General features: G+C 71.0%; 16 protein-coding genes. 7 read left to right on the forward strand and 9 right to left on the reverse strand.

Annotated elements, in window-relative coordinates; genetic code table 11:
- The first annotated feature begins 17 nt into the window (after positions 1 to 17).
- From F7R91_RS19180 to adh, 4 genes are all read left to right on the forward strand, one after another.
- Positions 18 to 1,226, forward strand: a complete 1,209-nt coding sequence (locus F7R91_RS19180) for an ROK family transcriptional regulator (protein ID WP_150950281.1) — start codon at positions 18 to 20, stop codon at positions 1,224 to 1,226.
- Between the two features lie 212 nt (positions 1,227 to 1,438).
- The gene (locus tag F7R91_RS19185; protein ID WP_150950282.1) at positions 1,439 to 2,041 is read left to right on the forward strand and encodes an N-acetylmuramoyl-L-alanine amidase; all 603 of its coding nucleotides are present in this window, start codon (positions 1,439 to 1,441) and stop codon (positions 2,039 to 2,041) included.
- A 70-nt stretch (positions 2,042 to 2,111) separates the two neighbouring features.
- The gene (locus F7R91_RS19190; RefSeq protein ID WP_150950283.1) at positions 2,112 to 3,398 is read left to right on the forward strand and encodes a GAF domain-containing protein; all 1,287 of its coding nucleotides are present in this window, start codon (positions 2,112 to 2,114) and stop codon (positions 3,396 to 3,398) included.
- A gap of 112 nt (positions 3,399 to 3,510) precedes the next feature.
- Positions 3,511 to 5,034, forward strand: a complete 1,524-nt coding sequence (adh, locus tag F7R91_RS19195) for an aldehyde dehydrogenase (protein WP_150950284.1) — start codon at positions 3,511 to 3,513, stop codon at positions 5,032 to 5,034.
- A 34-nt stretch (positions 5,035 to 5,068) separates the two neighbouring features.
- Here adh and F7R91_RS19200 read toward each other — a convergent pair whose 3' ends face one another.
- Positions 5,069 to 6,214: an NAD(P)/FAD-dependent oxidoreductase gene (locus tag F7R91_RS19200; RefSeq protein WP_150950400.1), complete on the reverse strand. Its 1,146-nt coding sequence runs from the start codon at positions 6,212 to 6,214 to the stop codon at positions 5,069 to 5,071.
- Between the two features lie 208 nt (positions 6,215 to 6,422).
- Here F7R91_RS19200 and F7R91_RS19205 point away from each other — a divergent pair, with 208 nt between their 5' ends.
- Together F7R91_RS19205 and F7R91_RS19210 are read left to right on the forward strand one after the other, a co-directional pair.
- Complete coding sequence (locus tag F7R91_RS19205; protein ID WP_150950285.1) at positions 6,423 to 7,481, forward strand: right-handed parallel beta-helix repeat-containing protein; 1,059 nt, start codon at positions 6,423 to 6,425, stop codon at positions 7,479 to 7,481.
- Between the two features lie 55 nt (positions 7,482 to 7,536).
- A complete protein-coding gene (locus tag F7R91_RS19210; protein ID WP_150950286.1) occupies positions 7,537 to 8,565 on the forward strand; it encodes a methyltransferase in 1,029 nt (342 codons plus the stop codon).
- A 74-nt stretch (positions 8,566 to 8,639) separates the two neighbouring features.
- Here F7R91_RS19210 and F7R91_RS19215 read toward each other — a convergent pair whose 3' ends face one another.
- From F7R91_RS19215 to F7R91_RS19245, 7 genes are all read right to left on the reverse strand, one after another.
- Positions 8,640 to 8,972: a TcmI family type II polyketide cyclase gene (locus tag F7R91_RS19215; RefSeq protein ID WP_150950287.1), complete on the reverse strand. Its 333-nt coding sequence runs from the start codon at positions 8,970 to 8,972 to the stop codon at positions 8,640 to 8,642.
- Positions 8,973 to 8,995: 23 nt separating this feature from the next.
- Entirely contained in the window at positions 8,996 to 9,475 is a 480-nt protein-coding gene (locus tag F7R91_RS19220; protein ID WP_150950288.1) for an SRPBCC family protein, read from the reverse strand.
- Between the two features lies 1 nt (position 9,476).
- A complete protein-coding gene (locus F7R91_RS19225) occupies positions 9,477 to 9,737 on the reverse strand; it encodes an acyl carrier protein (RefSeq protein WP_150950289.1) in 261 nt (86 codons plus the stop codon).
- Positions 9,738 to 9,762: 25 nt separating this feature from the next.
- Entirely contained in the window at positions 9,763 to 11,010 is a 1,248-nt protein-coding gene (locus tag F7R91_RS19230; RefSeq protein WP_150950290.1) for a ketosynthase chain-length factor, read from the reverse strand.
- Positions 11,007 to 12,275 carry a beta-ketoacyl-[acyl-carrier-protein] synthase family protein gene (locus F7R91_RS19235; protein ID WP_150950291.1) on the reverse strand — a complete coding sequence of 423 codons (1,269 nt, stop codon included), beginning with the start codon at positions 12,273 to 12,275 and terminating at the stop codon, positions 11,007 to 11,009. Before F7R91_RS19235 ends, F7R91_RS19230 begins: the two co-directional genes overlap by 4 nt.
- On the reverse strand, positions 12,272 to 12,754 hold the full coding sequence (locus F7R91_RS19240; RefSeq protein ID WP_150950292.1) for a cupin domain-containing protein: 483 nt from the start codon (positions 12,752 to 12,754) through the stop codon (positions 12,272 to 12,274). The genes F7R91_RS19235 and F7R91_RS19240 overlap by 4 nt, the downstream gene beginning before the upstream one ends.
- A 68-nt stretch (positions 12,755 to 12,822) precedes the next feature.
- A complete protein-coding gene (locus tag F7R91_RS19245) occupies positions 12,823 to 13,947 on the reverse strand; it encodes a SchA/CurD-like domain-containing protein (RefSeq protein WP_150950293.1) in 1,125 nt (374 codons plus the stop codon).
- 233 nt (positions 13,948 to 14,180) lie between these two features.
- Here F7R91_RS19245 and F7R91_RS19250 point away from each other — a divergent pair, with 233 nt between their 5' ends.
- Complete coding sequence (locus F7R91_RS19250; protein WP_150950294.1) at positions 14,181 to 15,839, forward strand: FAD-dependent oxidoreductase; 1,659 nt, start codon at positions 14,181 to 14,183, stop codon at positions 15,837 to 15,839.
- Positions 15,840 to 15,975: 136 nt separating this feature from the next.
- On the opposite strand, the gene F7R91_RS19255 is transcribed toward F7R91_RS19250, so the two are convergent.
- Entirely contained in the window at positions 15,976 to 16,401 is a 426-nt protein-coding gene (locus F7R91_RS19255) for a hypothetical protein (protein WP_150950295.1), read from the reverse strand.
- Positions 16,402 to 16,674: the final 273 nt, after the last annotated feature.

Raw genomic sequence — 16,674 nt, forward strand, 5'->3', positions numbered from 1 at the left:
CGAGGACTGACCCAGGCATGACGGCACCGCTGCACCAGGCGCACCCGGCCGGTTCGGGCCGCGCGCTGCCCGACACCCAGCAGGGCATGCGCCGTCGCAACCTCGCCCGGGTGATGCACACCGTCAGCGCCGAGGGCCCGCTCTCGCGAGCCGCCGTCGCCTCGCGCATAGGGCTCACCCGGGCTGCGGTGTCGACCCTGGTCGACGAGCTCGTCCGCTCGGGTCTGCTGCAGGAGCTGGGACCCGAGCGGCCCGGCCGGGTGGGCAGGCCCGGGTCGGCGCTCGCCGTCAGCGGACACGGTCCCGCGGGGATCGGTGCCGAGGTCGGCGTCGATCACCTCGCGGTCTGCGCGGTCGACCTGCGGGGTGAGGTGCGGGCCAGGGCGGTGCGCCACGGAGCGAACCGCGGCCGCTCCCCCGCGCCGGTGATCGAGGAGCTGACCGGGCTGGTGCGCCGGGTCGTCGCCGAGGCGCAGGGCCAGGGTCTGTGGCCCGCGGGGCTCGCCGTGGCCGTACCCGGCCTGGTGGCCCGCGATGCCCGGACGGTCGTACGCGCCCCGAACCTCGACTGGCACGACACCGACCTGGGCGGCCTGCTCCCCGTCGGTATCCCGCTGACCGTGGACAACGAGGCCAATTTCGGCGCGCTGGCCGAACTCTGGCTCGGCGAGGACACTCCGCGCGACTTCCTGCATGTGTCGGCGGAGATCGGCATCGGCGCGGCGGTCGTCGTGGACGGACGGCTGCTGCGCGGAACGCGCGGGTTCGCGGGCGAGCTGGGGCATGTGCCGGTCCGCCCGGACGGGCCCGAGTGCCCGTGCGGCGGCCGCGGGTGTCTGGAGCAGTACGCCGGTGAGGAGGCGGTGTTGCGCGCGGCCGGTCTGGAGCCGGGCGAGGACCGTGTCGGGCTGCTGGCGGGGCGTGCCGAGGACGGCGACGAAGACGTACGAGGGGCGCTGCGCGACGCGGGAGAGGCGCTGGGCATCGCCCTGACCGGGGCGGTCAATCTGCTGGACCCCGAGAGCGTCGTGCTCGGCGGTGCGCTGTCCGGGCTCTCGCCCTGGCTGCTGCCGTCCCTGCAGGCCGAGTTGGCCCGGCGCACGGCGGGCCCGGCCTGTCCGGTGACCGTGTCACGGCTGGGTCCCGAGGGCCCATTGCTGGGTGCGGCGCACTCGGTTGTGCGGGGGGTTCTGGACGATCCGGCGTCGGTGGCGGAACGGGTCTGAGGCGGAGCCCGGCCTCCTGCACGCCTGATCGGGCGTGCGAGTTCGCCCGATCGGGTGAGCGAGTTTTCCACAAAGGCTCAGCCGTCCACCGGAACAGGTCGCGTTCCCCTGCTCAACTCTCAGGCGTCGTACGGTGATCGCCACCAGCTCGCAACCACGACCGTCGTGTCGCCGTTGGGCAGGTCCCCCCACCGTCAGAGAGGCAATCGTTCATGGAACGCGCACGACCGCACCTCACCAGGCGACGGCTCCTCCAAGGCGCCGCCCTTACCGCAGTCCCGTTCGCTCTGCTCCCCGGGACACGGGCCGCAGCCGCCGGGACCCGGACCGTCGACTGTCCGGCGGCCGAGTGGGCGCCGGCGAGCACGGCCAACTACACGGCGTCCAGCCGCCCCGTGTCCCATCCCGTCGACCGCGTGATCATCCACGTCACCCAGGAGACGTACGCCACCACGCTGTCCATCTTCCAGAACCCGCAGAAGAACGTGTCGGCGCACTACGTCGTCCGCTCGGCCGACGGACACGTGGCACAGTGCGTCCGCGAGGCCGACATCGCCTGGCACGCCGGGAACTGGGACTGCAACACACGCAGTATCGGCATCGAGCACGAGGGGTGGGTGGACCGGCCCGACTGCTTCACCGACGCGCTGTACGAGCGGTCGGCCGGGCTCACGGCCTCGGTCTGCGCGAGATACGGCATCCCCATGGACCGGGCGCACATCATCGGACACCACGAGGTACCGGGGACGGATCACACCGACCCCGGACCGGACTGGGACTGGGTGCGCTACCTGAGGCTTGTCAACTTCGTGTGAGCGAAGGGTTGTCCACACCCACACCCGGAGTGACGATATCCCTTGCCGCTTCACCTTTCGGGAGGTCGAATTGACCGATCCATGGGTGGCCCTCGAGCCGGGGGCCGACCCCGCCGAGCGGGTCCGGATACTGCGCCGCGCACACGAGACGTTCACCGCGGTGGGTGCCGTGCCGCAGCCGGTCCGCGCGGTGGTGGCCGACTCCTGGCGGCGTTCCGCGCGGGCCGGCGTCGGCCCCGACGGCACCGCGAGCGTCGAGCTCTCCGACGGCGACCTCGGCGCATACCGTGCCGAGCACCCGCTCGCCCGGGTGATGCCGCTCTTCCGCGAACTCATGGGCACGTTCGCCGCCGACGGCGAGCACCTCCTGGCGGTGTGCGACGAGCACGCGAGGCTGCTGTGGGTCGAGGGCCATGCGACGACCCGGCAACGAGCGGGGCGGATGAACTTCGTACCGGGAGCGCGGTGGGCCGAGACAGCGGTGGGCACGAACGCGCCGGGCACGGCCGTCGCCGTCGGCCGGCCGGTGCAGGTGTTCGCGGCCGAGCACTTCATACGGCGAGTACAGCCCTGGACGTGCACGGCCGCCCCCGTGCACGATCCGCACACCGGCCGGGTGCTCGGTGCGGTGGACCTCACCGGCGGGGACGGGCTCGCGCATCCGCACAGCCTGGGTTTCGTGCAGGCCGTGGCGCGGGCCGCCGAGTCCCAGCTGGCGCTGCTCGCACCGGAGAGGCACACGGCCGACACGCCCGAGCTGATCGCGCTGGGGCGCGACGAGGCCCTGTTCCGGGCCGGCGGCCGCTCCCTCAGGCTCAGCCGCCGGCACAGCGAGATCCTGGTGCTGCTGACCCGCCACCCGGAGGGTCTGACCGGCGACGAGCTGCTGTGCGCGCTGTACGAGGACGAGTCGGTGACGCCGGTGACGCTGCGGGCCGAACTGGCGCGGCTGCGCAGGATCCTCAGCCCCGGCCTGCTGGCCTCGCGGCCCTATCGGCTCACGGCGCCGGTCGACACCGACGTCGATGTGCTCGAACGGCGGCTGGAGACCGGTGCGGTGACGGCCGCGGCCACCGCCTACCCGGGCCCGCTGCTGCCCGCCTCCCGGGCCCCGGCGGTGGTGCGGCTCAGGAGACGTCTGGCCGACGGCCTGCGTACGGCGCTGATCGCCCGCCGCGATCCCGACCTGCTGGCGGACTGGGCGCACGCGGTGTGGGGCGAGGACGACCTCGACGTATGGCGGGCACTCGCCGCGATACGGCCGACGGCGGCGGTCCGGTCCCGGCTCGCCGCGCTGGAGGCGGAACTGGCGGCGCCGGTACCACCGGCGGCGTGGCCGCGTTCCACGAGCCGCTGACCGCGCCGGGCACCCGTCGGCTGCGCGCAACGTATCTGCAACCTCCTCTTCCCTAGCCTCGCGTCGAGAGCTGCCCAACGGTGGGCGGCGCTTGTGAAGGAGGCCCATCAGCATGACCCGTTACGCGGCGCCCGGCACCGAGGGCGCGATCGTCTCCTACCAGGCGCGCTACGACCACTTCATCGGCGGCGAGTACGTGCCTCCGGCGCGCGGGCAGTACTTCGAGAACCCGTCCCCGGTGACCGGGCAGCCGTTCACCGAGGTCGCGCGCGGCACCGCGGAGGACGTGGAGCGGGCCCTGGACGCGGCCCACGCGGCCGCACCGGGGTGGGGCCGCACCTCGGTGACCGAGCGTTCCGACATCCTGCTCAAGATCGCCGACCGTATGGAGGCGTACCTCGAACCGCTGGCGGTGGCCGAGAGCTGGGAGAACGGCAAGCCGGTGCGGGAGACGCTGGCGGCCGACATTCCGCTCGCCATCGACCACTTCCGCTACTTCGCGGGGGTGATCCGCGCCCAGGAGGGTTCGCTCGGCGAGGTCGACGACGACACGGTGGCGTACCACTTCCACGAGCCGCTCGGCGTGGTCGCACAGATCATCCCGTGGAACTTCCCCCTCCTCATGGCGACCTGGAAGCTCGCACCCGCGCTCGCCGCGGGCAACGCGGTCGTCATCAAGCCCGCCGAGCAGACCCCGGCCTCCATCCACTACTGGATGAGCCTGATCGCGGACCTGCTCCCGCCCGGTGTGGTGAACATCGTCAACGGGTTCGGCGTGGAGGCCGGCAAGCCGCTCGCATCCAGCCCGCGGGTGGCGAAGGTCGCGTTCACCGGCGAGACCACGACGGGGCGGCTGATCATGCAGTACGCCTCGGAGAACATCAAGCCGGTCACGCTGGAGCTCGGCGGCAAGTCACCGAACATCTTCTTCGACGACGTGTGGGCGAAGGACGACGACTTCCGTGACAAGGCGCTGGAGGGCTTCACCATGTTCGCCCTCAACCAGGGCGAGGTGTGCACCTGTCCGTCGCGGGCGCTGGTCCAGCGCGGCCACTACACCGAGTTCATCGAGGCGGCCGTCGCCCGCACCGAGCTGATCAAGCCGGGCCATCCCCTCGACACCGACACGATGATCGGCGCCCAGGCCTCCAACGACCAGCTGGAGAAGATCCTCTCCTACCTGGACATCGGCCGGCAGGAGGGCGCGCGGGTCCTCACGGGCGGCGAACGTATCGAGCACGAGGGTGAGTTGAAGGGCGGCTACTACGTGCAGCCGACCATCTTCGAGGGCGACAACCGTATGCGGATCTTCCAGGAGGAGATCTTCGGACCGGTGGTCTCGGTGACGTCGTTCGACGACTTCGACGACGCCATGAAGATGGCCAACGACACCCTGTACGGCCTCGGGGCGGGCGTGTGGACGCGGGACATCAACACCGCGTACCGCGCCGGCCGCACGATCCAGGCGGGCCGGGTGTGGACGAACTGCTACCACGCCTACCCGGCGCACGCGGCGTTCGGCGGCTACAAGCAGTCCGGGATCGGCCGGGAGACGCACAAGATGATGCTGGAGCACTACCAGCAGACGAAGAACCTGCTGGTGTCGTATTCGCCGAAGAAGCTGGGCTTCTTCTGATCGTGCGCGTTGCCCGGTCGGCGCCCAGCGGCTGTCACACGCAGTTGATCTCCGGCCGGGCGGCGTCGCCCGCGAAGCGGTCCGCCGCGAGGGGTGTGACGTCGACGAACGGTTTCCTGCCGAGGTACAGGTCGCGCAGCACCTCCCCCACCGCCGGGCCCTGGAGGAATCCGTGGCCGGAGAAGCCGGTGGCGTACAGGAATCTGGAGAGCTGCGGGGACTCGCCGATGAGGGCGTTGTGGTCGGGTGTGATCTCGTAGAGGCCGGCCCATGCGCTGCTCATCCCCATGTCGAGGACGGCCGGGGCGCGCATTTCCATGGCCCGGGTCAGCCGCGGCAGCCACGCGTCGGAGACGCTCAGCTCGTAGCCGGGTGTCTCCTCGGGGTCGGACATCCCGAGGAGCAGGCCCTGCCCCTCGCCGTGGAAGTAGAAGGTCGTCGAGAAGTCGATGGTCATCGGCAGGTCCGGCGGGAGGTCCGCGACCGGCTCGGTGAAGGCGATCTGCCGGCGCAGCGGCTCCACCGGCAGATCGATGCCCACCATGGCGCCGAGTTGTGCGGACCAGGCACCGGCGGCGCAGATCACCGTGGATGTGGCGATCCGCCCCCGCGTGGTGACCACGGCGCTGATCTCGTCACCGGCGGTGTCGATGCCGATGACCTCGCAGTTCCGGACGATCCGCGCGCCGTGCCGGCGGGCCCCTACGGCGTAGCCGTGGACCACGGCCTCGGGTGTGCAGTGACCGTCCTGCGGGGAGAACGCCGCGGCGAGCAGCCCGTCCGTCTCGATCAGCGGGGACAGCCGCTTCGCCTCCGCCGGGTCGATCATGCGGCTGGGGACGCCGAGCCGGTTCTGCAGGGCGACACTCCGTTCGAAGGAGGTCACGTCCTCGGGTTCGGAGAGCAGGAACAGATAGCCGACGCGGCGCAGGTCGATCTCGTGTCCGGGCTCGGTGCCGAAGCGGGCGAAGGCCTCCAGACTGCGGGCGCCGAGCAGGATGTTCAGCTCGTCGGAGAACTGCGCCCGCACCCCGCCCGCCGCCCGGCTGGTGGAGCCGGAGGCGAGTTCGTCGCGCTCGACGAGTACGACGTCGGTGACCCCGGCGCGTGCCAGGTGGTAGGCGGCGCTGGTTCCCATCACCCCGCCGCCGACGATCACGACGGCTGCCGAGGAGGGCAGCCCGCCTGCCGAAGTCGCCGCTGGCTCGCTGTTCACGGGCGGCCCCTTCCTGGATCCGGGGGATCCCGCTGGGATGCGAAGATCCTGCCGACACTGGAATGTGCCCTGGTTCAGAGCCCCGAACACGCGCCCGATACGCACATTCGGGGTCTGCCCGCCTGGGTGATCAGCGGTGGCGAGCGGGAACACCCGCTCATAGCTTCGCCATATGACCAAACGACAGATGATCTACCTCGCCTGCGCCGCTGGTCTCCTGGCGACGGGGCTGGGAGCAGCCCCGTCGGCGGACCTGACCATCGTGCACCGTGTGACCCCCGGCGAATCCATCCAGGAGGCCGTGAACGCGGCCCGACCGGGGGACACCGTCGTCCTGTCCCCCGGCACCTACCGTGAAAGTGTCCGCATCACCACGTCGGACGTGACGCTGCGGGGCTCCGGTCCCGGGACCGTCCTCGTGCCCGGCGCCGCCTCCGACAGCACGTGTGCCACAGCCGGCCACGGGATCTGTGTGACAGGGACCGCCGACAGCTCCGTCACCGGCGTCACCGTCCGCGCGCTGACCCTCAGGGGCTTCGCCAAGAACGGACTGTGGGCGTCACGGACCGACCGGCTTGCGGTCCGGGGGGTGACCTCCGAGAAGAACGGTCAGTGGGGCATCGCGCTGGAGCGGTCCCTGCGCAGCGCGCTCAGCCACAACGTCGCCCGGGACAACGGCGATGCCGGGCTGTTCGTGTCCAACACCATCGACGAGGAGGCCGGGGCCCTGGACACCAAGGGCACGGCGGTCCACCACAACCTTCTCGCCGGCAACCGGGTCGGCGTCACGGTCCGGCGGCTGCGGAACGTGTCCGTCGACCACAACGAGGCGACCGGCAACTGCTCGGCCGTCTTCCTCGTGGGCGACGAGACCACCCCGCGCGCGGGTGCGCTGAGCGTGCGCCACAACTACATCCACGCCAACAACAAGTACTGTGCGAAGACGCCACGGCTGCCCTTCCTGCAGGGTTCGGGCATCGTCCTCACCGGCGTCGAGAAGTCCGTGGTGACGAAGAACCTGGTCCAGGACAACGTGGGCGCATCCCCGCTCTCGGGCGGCATCGTGCTGTTCAAGAGCTTCGTGGGTGCCCTCAACGAGAGCAACGACATCCGCGACAACGTCGTCCTGCGCAACGGCACGGCCGATCTGGCCAACCGGGACACGGCCGGCAGGGACAACACCTTCCGGGGCAACACCTGCGCGGTCTCCGAACCCGCGGGACTGTGCTGACCGGTCCACACCGCACTCCCCCCAAGAACAGCACGCCAGCAAAGCGAGGCAATCAATGACAACCGTTGATCCGGCCCCTCCGCCGCCCATGCGGCTGAGGGAGCTCGTTTTCGGGGCGGCCTGCGCCGCCGCCGTTCGCGCGGCCGCCCGCCTGGGTGTCGCCGACGCCCTGGAAGACACGCCCATGACGGTGGAGGACCTGGCCTCGGCGGTGAAGTCCCAGCCGAAGACCCTGCGGCGGCTGCTGCGCGCGCTGGCCTGCCAGGGGATCTTCGTGGAGCGCCCCGACGGAACCTTCGCGCACACGGAGATGTCCCGGCTGCTGCGCGAGGACGACCCGCACAGCCTGCGGTACATCGCCCTGTGGTGTACCGAGCCATGGACGTGGGACGTCTGGCCGAAGCTCGACGAGGCGGTCCGCTCCGGCCGGAACGTCTTCGAGGACGTGTACGGCAAAGAGTTCTTCGAGTACCTCAACGAAGAGGCTCCCGAGTCCGCGCATGTGTTCAACCGGGCCATGACGACGTCCAGCGAGCAGTCGGCGCGGGACGTCGCGAACCTGCTCGATCTGAGCGGGGTGTCCTCGGTCGCCGACATCGGGGGCGGCCAGGGGCAGGTCGTGGCCAGCCTGCTGGAGAAGCACCCCGGGATGCACGGCACGCTGCTCGATCTGCCGGGTGTGGTGGAGAACGCCGATCCGCGTCTGCGCGAGGGCGGCGCGCTGGCCGACCGGGTGAGCATCGTGGCCCGGGACTGCCGCGAGGACATCCCCGTCCAGGCGGACATGTACATCATCAAGAACATCCTGGAGTGGGACGACGACAGCACCCGCAGGGCACTGGCGAACGTCCGCAAGGCGGCCCGGCCCGGTGCCCGTGTCGTGGTCATCGAGAACCTGGTGGACGACACCCCGTCGATGAGGTTCACGACCGCCATGGACCTGTTGCTGCTCCTCAATGTGGGCGGCGCGAAGCACACCCGGCAGAGCATGGTCGACCGGCTCACGGACGCGGGGCTGGTCATCGGCGAGATCCGCCCGGTCAACCCGTATCTCCACGCCTTCGAGTGCACCGTTCCCCGCTGATCGGGAGAAACCCGAGGCCGCCGGCTCCGCGTCTGACGCGGAGCCGGCGGCCTCGGGTTTCTCCGAGCGGGCGCTCAGGAGGCGGCGTCCCGCTCCCAGCGGTAGAAGCAGTGCGCCATGGCGTCCTTGGGGCTGCGCCAGGTCTCGGGGTCGTAGGCGCTGACGAAGGCCGACAGCTTCTCGCTGACGCTGCGGAACTCGGGGTGGCCCGCCACCTTCGCGATGGCGGGTCCCGGGTCCTGGTCGGCTTCGATGAGGTGCAGATAGACGTCGCCGAACTGGAAGAGGCTGCGCCGCCGCACCCCGACCAGGTGCGGGAGTTCACCCCGGTCGGACTCGGTGAACACATCGGCGATCGCCGGCGCCGAACCGGGCGCCATACGGGCGACGATCAGGGCGTGGTGCATCGGGGGTCCTTCCTGAGCGTCCGTCAGCGGGGCATGACGGCCGCGTCCTTGTGGTCACGGGCCGCCTGCTCGACCTTGTCCCGGATGAGGGCCATCTGCGTAAGGGAGTTGCGGTTGATGTTGTCCGTCATCCACTCGTCGTCGACGGGGGCGTCGGGCTTCATCGCGAAGTCCTGCACCCAGCGCATGTGGATGCCGCCCGGCATCTCCGTGTACTCCCACAGGATGTTCATGTGAGCGAACGGGCCGGTCTCCACACGGCGGGCCCGGACGGTGAGCTTGTCGCGGTCCACGGTCCGCTCCGAGACCCAGCTCCAGACCTTCCCGTTCTCGTCGGGGTGCATGGTCAGGCGGAAGGTCGTCGAGTCGCCCTCGCGGGAGAGCACTTCGACGGACGCGTACTCGCTGAAGAGCTGCGGCCAGCTCTCGATGTCGTTGGTCATGTCCCAGACGAGGTCGAGAGGGGCGTCGATGGTGATGCTGTTCTCGGTGTGTCCTGCCACTTCAGGCTCCAGCCTTGAGGGTGTTGTTGACGAGGTCGAGGAATTCCCGGGGGGTCTTGCAGCGCTCCGCGTCGGGGGGCAGCGGCCGGCTGTAGCGGTTCTCCAGCTCGCCGACGATGCCGAGCAGGCCGAGCGAGTCGAGGCCGAAGGAGGCGAAGGGGGTGTCCGCCGCCTGCTTGAGTTCCTTGGGGTCGACGGTGATCCCGGCCGCCTTCTTCATCAGGGTGGCCAGTTCGTCGAGGGTCACTTCGGTGGTGATCATGGGGTGTTCTCCTTCCCGCCCGGTCCTACCGGGCACAGTCCCCGCCGCGGCGCAGCACGAGCGCCGCGTTGGAGCCCATGAGTCCTCTGCTGAGGACCAGGGCCGTGCGCAGCTCGGCGGGGCGAGCGCGAGACATCACGAGGTCGAGGTCGTGGCAGATGTCGAACACATTGGGGGTGGGCGGCACCTGCCCGTGTTCCATGGCGAGCACCGCGGCCGCGATGTCCAGCAGGGGCGCTCCGCAGTAGGCACGCCCGATACCGGTCTTGGGCGCTGTGACGGGGACCCGGGTGCCATGCGCCCCGAGGGCGTCGGCGATGGCCAGTGCCTCGGCGCGGTCGGCCTCCGGGACGCCGAGCGCGTCGGCGAACACGACGTCGATCTCCTCGGGGGCGCACCCGGCCTCGTCCAGGGCTCCGCGGATCGCGCGGGCGAGTCCCTCCCTGGACTGCTCCCACCGGGAGGCTCCGGTGAAGGTGGCGGCATGGCCGGCCACCACGGCCCGGACGGCCGTGCCACGGTCGCGGGCCTGTGCCTCGTCCTCCACGACGAGCATCGCGCCGCCCTCCGCGGGCACGAAGCCGCAGGCTGCCCTGGTGAAGGGGCGGTAGGCGCGATCGGGCTCCTCGACGGTGCTCAGGTCGGGATATCCGAGCTGGCAGACCATCGAGTACGGGGCGAGGGGTGCCTCGGCGGCGCCGACGACGACCGCGCCGGTGCCGCGCCCCACGGCGCGGGCGGCGTGCGCGACGGCGTCGAGGCCGCCCGCCTCGTCGCTCGCGACCACTCCGCAGGGCCCCTTGAAGCCGCCGCGGATGGAGATCTGACCGGTGCTGGCGGCGTAGAACCAGGCGATGGACTGGTACGGGCCGACGAACTTGGATCCCTGTCCCCACAGTTTCTGCAGTTCGCGCTGTCCGAACTCGCCGCCTCCGGAGCCGGCGGCGGTGACCACGCCGATGGAGTACGGGTCCGCGGGGTCACCGCTGCCGAGTCCGGCGTCGTCGAGGGCGAGGGCGGCCGCGGCCATGGCGAAGTGGCTGAACCGGTCGGTCTGGACGAGGAAGCGCTCCTCGATGAGGGCCGCGGCGTCGAAGTCCCGGACCTCGCCCGCCACCCGGAGCGGCAGGTGGTCGCATCCCTCACGGGTGATCCGGTCCAGAACGCCGAGGCCTTCCCTGAGGGACTTCCAGTACGCGTCGACGCGTGTGGCGTTGGGCGCGATCACACCGATCCCGGTGACGGCCGCGCGCCCGGGGCGCTGAGTGCTCATCGTGTCCTCCCGCCCGGCCCGGTCAGGAGCACCGCGGACTGGAAACCGCCGAAACCGCTGCCGACGGAAAGCACGTTCCTGAGCTTCCGCGGACGTGCGGTGCGCGGCACGTAGTCCAGGTCGCATTCGGGGTCGGGGGTCTCGTAGTTCGCCGTCGGAGGCACGACCTGGTGAGTGATGGCCAGGACGCAGGCGACGACTTCGATCGCGCCGATCGCGCCGAGGGAGTGCCCCACCATGGATTTGATGGAGCTCATGGGCGTGTCGTAGGCGTGGGCGCCCAGGGACCGCTTGACCGCGGCGGTCTCGTGCCGGTCGTTCTGCCGGGTGCCCGAGCCGTGCGCGTTGACGTAGTCGATCAGCGTGGGGTCGAGGCGGGCCTGGTCGAGCGTGGTGTCGATCGCCCGGGCCATCTCCAGTCCCTCGCCGGTCAGACCGGTCATGTGGTAGGCGTTGCCGTAGGTGGCGTAGCCGCCGATCTCGCAGTACACGTGCGCGCCGCGGGCCCGGGCGTGCTCGTACTCCTCCAGGACGAGCACCGCCGCGCCCTCGCCCATGACGAAGCCGTTGCGGTGGGCGTCGAAGGGCCGGGAGGCGTGCTCGGGGTCGTCGTTGTTGGGCGACGTCGCCTTGATGGCGTCGAAGCAGGCCATGGTGATCGGGGAGATCGGCGAGTCCGACGCCCCGGCCATGCAGACGTCGGCGCGGCCCTCGGCGACGGTGTGGAAGGCGTAGCCCACCGCGTCGAGTCCGGAGGTGCAGCCGGTGGAGACCGTCTGCACCGGGCCCTTGGCACCGAACTGCTCGGCGACGACCGAGGCGAGCGTGCTCGGCGAGAACGCCAGGTGCAGTTGCGGTTCGGCCGCGCGGTGGTCGACGTCCCACCGCTGCCCGCCCTCGCTGACCAGGACGTAGTCGTGTTCCAAGCGGGTGGTGCCGCCGACGGCGCTGCCCAGGGAGACGCCGATGCGCCAGGGGTCCTCCTGGCCGGTGTCGAGTCCGGAGTCGCTTACGGCCTCTTCGGCGGCCACCGCGGCGAACTGGATGTAGCGGTCCGCGTGGTCGCGAAGCTCCGGGTCGAGGCCGTGCGCGAGCGGGTCGAAGTCGCATTCGGCCGCTATGCGTGAGCGCAGGCCCGCCGGATCGAAGAGGGTGATGCCGCGGGTCGCGGTACGGCCGCCCGCCAGGAGGTCCCAGAACGCCGCCGCCCCGGTACCGCCCGGAGCGACCACACCTATACCGGTGACAGCCACCCGCCGGGTCACTTTATGGCCCCGCTTCGCTCGGACGGCTGTCCGTGGTCCGGCGCGGACAGATCCGGTCCGCCGACGGCGAACTCGGGGCCGTGCGCGATGCCGTCGGTTCCCTCCGTGTCGACGTGGCCGAGACTCGGACGCGGGGCGAGCGGGCCCAGGTGGAAGACCATCCGGGCTTCCGCATCGCCGACGTTGCGGAAACGGTGCCGCATGTTGATCGGGATCAACAGACCCTGATCGGGCTTGAGCGCATGCGTGTCGCCGTCCAGATCCACTTCGAGGGCGCCGGCGACCACGAAGACGAACTCTTCGGAGTACGGGTGGTAGTGCTCGCCGATGCGCTCGCCGGGCTGGATGATGGCCAGGCCCATGAAGCCGCTGGTGGACCCGACGGTGGCGGGGGTGAGCATGGCCCGCAGGTCGCCCCCGCGCCTGCGATTGGGTTCCGTCTCGTTCAGATCCACGATGCGTGGATGCTGCTTGATCATGGTTGATACCTCCGGGTGTGGCAGTGACGTCCGGGGGAAGCCGCCGAGGACACCGCCTCGGCCGTCCGTCAGGACTCCGCCGAGCTGCGGTCGGTGATGGGCATCATGTCGGCGTGCGACAGGAGCCGGTTGATGTTGCGTTCCGTCTCCAGGGAGCCCTCGACACCGATCGCGGCACCGTCGAGGAGGCGCTCCAGCTCGGCGGTCTGCTGCATGCCCTTGAGGCCGAGGGAGGCGGCGGGGTCGGCGTCGAGTTCGCCCTCCATGTCGATGAGGCGCACCACGAGGTTGTCCCGCTGGAAGACGGTGCTGCCGTACACCGGGCTGTCCGGGTCGTCCGCGGCGATCTCGTCCTGATGCGCGAGCAGCCGCGCCAGGTCCATCCCGCAGCCTTCCTTGGCCGGGTAGTACAGCGCGTGACGCCGCAGATCGGCCGGTCTCGGCCGGTCCGACACCACATGGTGTACGGCGGGCAGCGCGGCCCGGGTGAAGAAGACCCGCGCGGAGTCGGGGTCGCTCAGGTCGCGGTCCTGCTCCAGGTACGGGTTGATGGCCTCCTCGACCGCCCGCACCTCGGGCTGGCGGGCGACATGACGCAGCGCCACCAGAAGGTCACCCTGGACCTCCACGGCCCGCACCACGCGGTTGCCGTGCATGAAGAGCGAGGTGCGGCGCAGCCGTGTGTGCTCGTCGACCTGGGCCTCGGGTGACTCGTACCCGGCCAGGATCTCCGCGACCTTCGACTCCGAGCCCGGCTTGACGGTGAAGGTGAGGGCGTGCCGGACCACACCGTCGCCCACCCGGGCCGCCACCTGCATGTCCTCAGTGGCCGGCTGCGAGGTGATCGGCTGGCTGGGGCTGGTCTCGCGGAGGATGCTGTAGCGCATCGAGCGGGTGTCCCGGACGCAGCTGTGCATCGGCCGGACGGTTTCGACGTGCTCCTCGCTGTTGACCCACGCCAGGAAGGGCGGGGCGCTCTCCCACTCGCTGGTGATGAGCCACTGCGAGGGGTTCTCGATCGACTGGCAGAGCTGGTCATTGATGTGACCGGGAACGGACGCAACCTGGTTGCGCATGTGCTCGTACGCGTCGAGGAACTGCTGCTGGGCGCCTTCGTACAGGTCCAGCAGCAGGATCACCCGCAGCCTGGCTCCGTCGAACGCCGACTGGGATATGCGTCCCGAGATGGTCATGCGACACCTCTCCCCTTCTCCATAACGAGGTCGGAAACGACCGCCGTGTCCGAAATGCCGGGGTCGTCTTGAGCTGATCGTCGACGGGAGCCCCGGGGAGCGCGAGCCCCGCAGGGCGGACGAGTGAACCGCGCGCCATTCGGGTGCCCTGGGCGCGCCCGCCCGGCCACGAAGGGGCATGGAGTCTGCGACCCATCCCCGACTCACCTCGCAGGTGACGCTGGAGGCAATGAATGAACCGCTTGAAAGAGGCCGACGAGGTCTGTCATCACACGCCGGTCCTCATCGTCGGCGGCTCTCTGGTGGGCCTGTCCACCTCCCTGTTCCTGGGGCGTCTCGGCGTGCCGCACATCCTGGTCGAGCGGCACTCCGACACCTCGATCCACCCGCGCGGGCGCGGGAACAACGTGCGCACGATGGAGCTGTTCCGGGTGGCCGAGACCCAGCGGCGCATCGAGGAGGCCGCCTCGGTCCTGGCCGACAACCACGGCATCCTGCAGACGCCGACGCTGGTGGGCGACGCGGGCGAGTGGCTGTTCAAGGACATCGACCCGGGCGGCGGGCTCGCCCGCTTCAGCCCGAGCACCTGGTGCCTGTGCAGTCAGAACGATCTGGAACCGGTGCTGCTGGAGTGCGCGCGCGAGCTGGGCGGCGATCTTCGGTTCTCCACCGAGCTGATGTCGTTCGAGCAGGACGCCGAGGGAGTGACCGCTCGTGTCAAGAACCGGGACACCGGCGAGCACACCACCGTCCGGGCGGACTACCTCGTCGCGGCGGACGGTCCGCGCAGCCCCGTCCGTGAGCAGCTCGGCATCGGGCAGAGCGGCCCGGGCGACCTCTTCCACAACGTGAGCGTCACCTTCACCTCCCGCGGCCTCGCCGACGTCGTCGGTGACCGGCGCTTCATCGTCTGCTACCTGACCAACCCGGACGCCGACGGGGCACTGCTGCCGGTCGACAACCGGGAGCACTGGGTGTTCCACGCTCCCTGGCATCCCGAACACGGTGAGACGCTGGAGGAGTTCACCGACGAGCGCTGCGCGGATCACATCCGGCGGGCCGTGGGTGTGCCGGACCTCGATGTGGAGATCACGGGCAGAGCGGCCTGGCACGCCGCCGAGAGGGTCGCCGAACGGTACGCGCAGGGCCGGGTGTTCCTCGCCGGCGACTCGGCCCACGAGATGTCCCCCACGGGGGCGTTCGGCTCCAACACCGGTATCCAGGACGCGCACAACCTCGCCTGGAAGCTGGCCGCCGTGCTGGGCGGCTGGGCCGGACCCGGCCTGCTGGAGTCCTACGACGCGGAGCGCCGCCCGGTCGCGGAGGCGACGAGCGCACGCGCCTCGTCGCGGTCGGTCGAGCACAGCCACCCCGGATACACCCCCGCCCCGGGCGCCGGCGGTCCCGGCGGCAAGAAGGGCGGAATCCTCAATGTGGTGCTCGGCTACCGCTATCCGCGGGGCGCCGTCCTGGGCGGCGATCCGGCTGCCCCGGTCGTGCCCGACGGCATGCGGCTGGCGGGCGAGCCGGGCAGCCGGGCGCCCCACATGTGGCTGCAGCGCGACGGCGCCCGTCTCTCCACCCTCGACCTGTACGAGCGGTCCATGGTGCTCCTGAGCTCCGGGGACGGCGCCGGCGAGTGGCATGCCGCGGCCGCGGGCATCGCGGAGCAGCTGTCCGTGCCGCTGGACTCGTACCGGATCGGCGCCGGGGCCGACTGCGAGCTGTGCACCGAGGGCGAGACGGACTGGGCGCAGGTCCATGGGATCACCGCGGACGGTGCGGTCCTGGTCCGCCCCGACGGATTCGTGGCGTGGCGGTCCGAAGGGGCGTCGGCGGATCCCGGGACGACCCTGCGGGCGGCCCTCGCCTCGCTCCTGGACCGGAGCTGAGCCGGCAGCCCCTGCAACCGACGCCGGACGCAGTCGCGCCGGCCTGACAAGCACCCGGCCCGGGACTGCGGCGAGACGCTCGCCGTGGTCACCGGGCCGGGGTGTTTCCGGGCCCTGCTATGCCGTCAGACATCGGTCAGGACGCGCGGCCGGCCGCGTTCCTGCGGCGCAGCGCGTACACGCCCGCGCCGGCGGCCGCAAGGACGGCCAGCCCGCCCGCGGCGGCACCCGGCGTGGCGAGCGTGCCCTCGTCGTCCGACGCGGCGAGCGCGCCGCCGCCGGTGTGCATACCGCCGTGGGGCTTGTGGTGACCCCAGTCCTTGCTGGGCTTCTCGGCCTCGGCAGCCGGGTCCTCCTCGCCCTTGGTCCAGTCGTCGCCGCCCACCGCGGTCAGCGCACCGCCGCCGGTGTGCATCCCGCCGTGCGGCTTGTCGTGCTCCCACTTCTTGCTGTGGGAGGAGTCCTCCTTGTTCCAGTCGTCCCCGGCGTGGGCGCCGGGCGCGGCGATCGCGAGGGCGGCCGTGGCCGCCGCAGTGGCGAACAGAATGCGGGCAGAGCGCATTGTGCAGTCCTTCCGCCTCAGCCGGGCCGCTGACCCCTTGTCAGCTGGCTAGACCCGGCTGCGACGTGATCCACCGTCAGCCCGTCGCCCTCGGCTCACCACTCGAGCCGGGCACCTGGCGGATCTCCGCCGGGGCCGCCGCTCGGCGTCCGTTCCCCTCAGCAATGTCCACAGGCCGCTCTGACCTGGCACTTCACCGCGTCACTGCCGTCGTGCCCGATCCCCTGCCCCGCCTCAGGGACTACCCGATCGGCGGAGACACGACTGCGCGAG

It is taken from the genome of Streptomyces luteolifulvus (genome assembly GCF_008806595.1).
GTDB classification, from domain to species: Bacteria; Actinomycetota; Actinomycetes; order Streptomycetales; family Streptomycetaceae; genus Streptomyces; species Streptomyces luteolifulvus.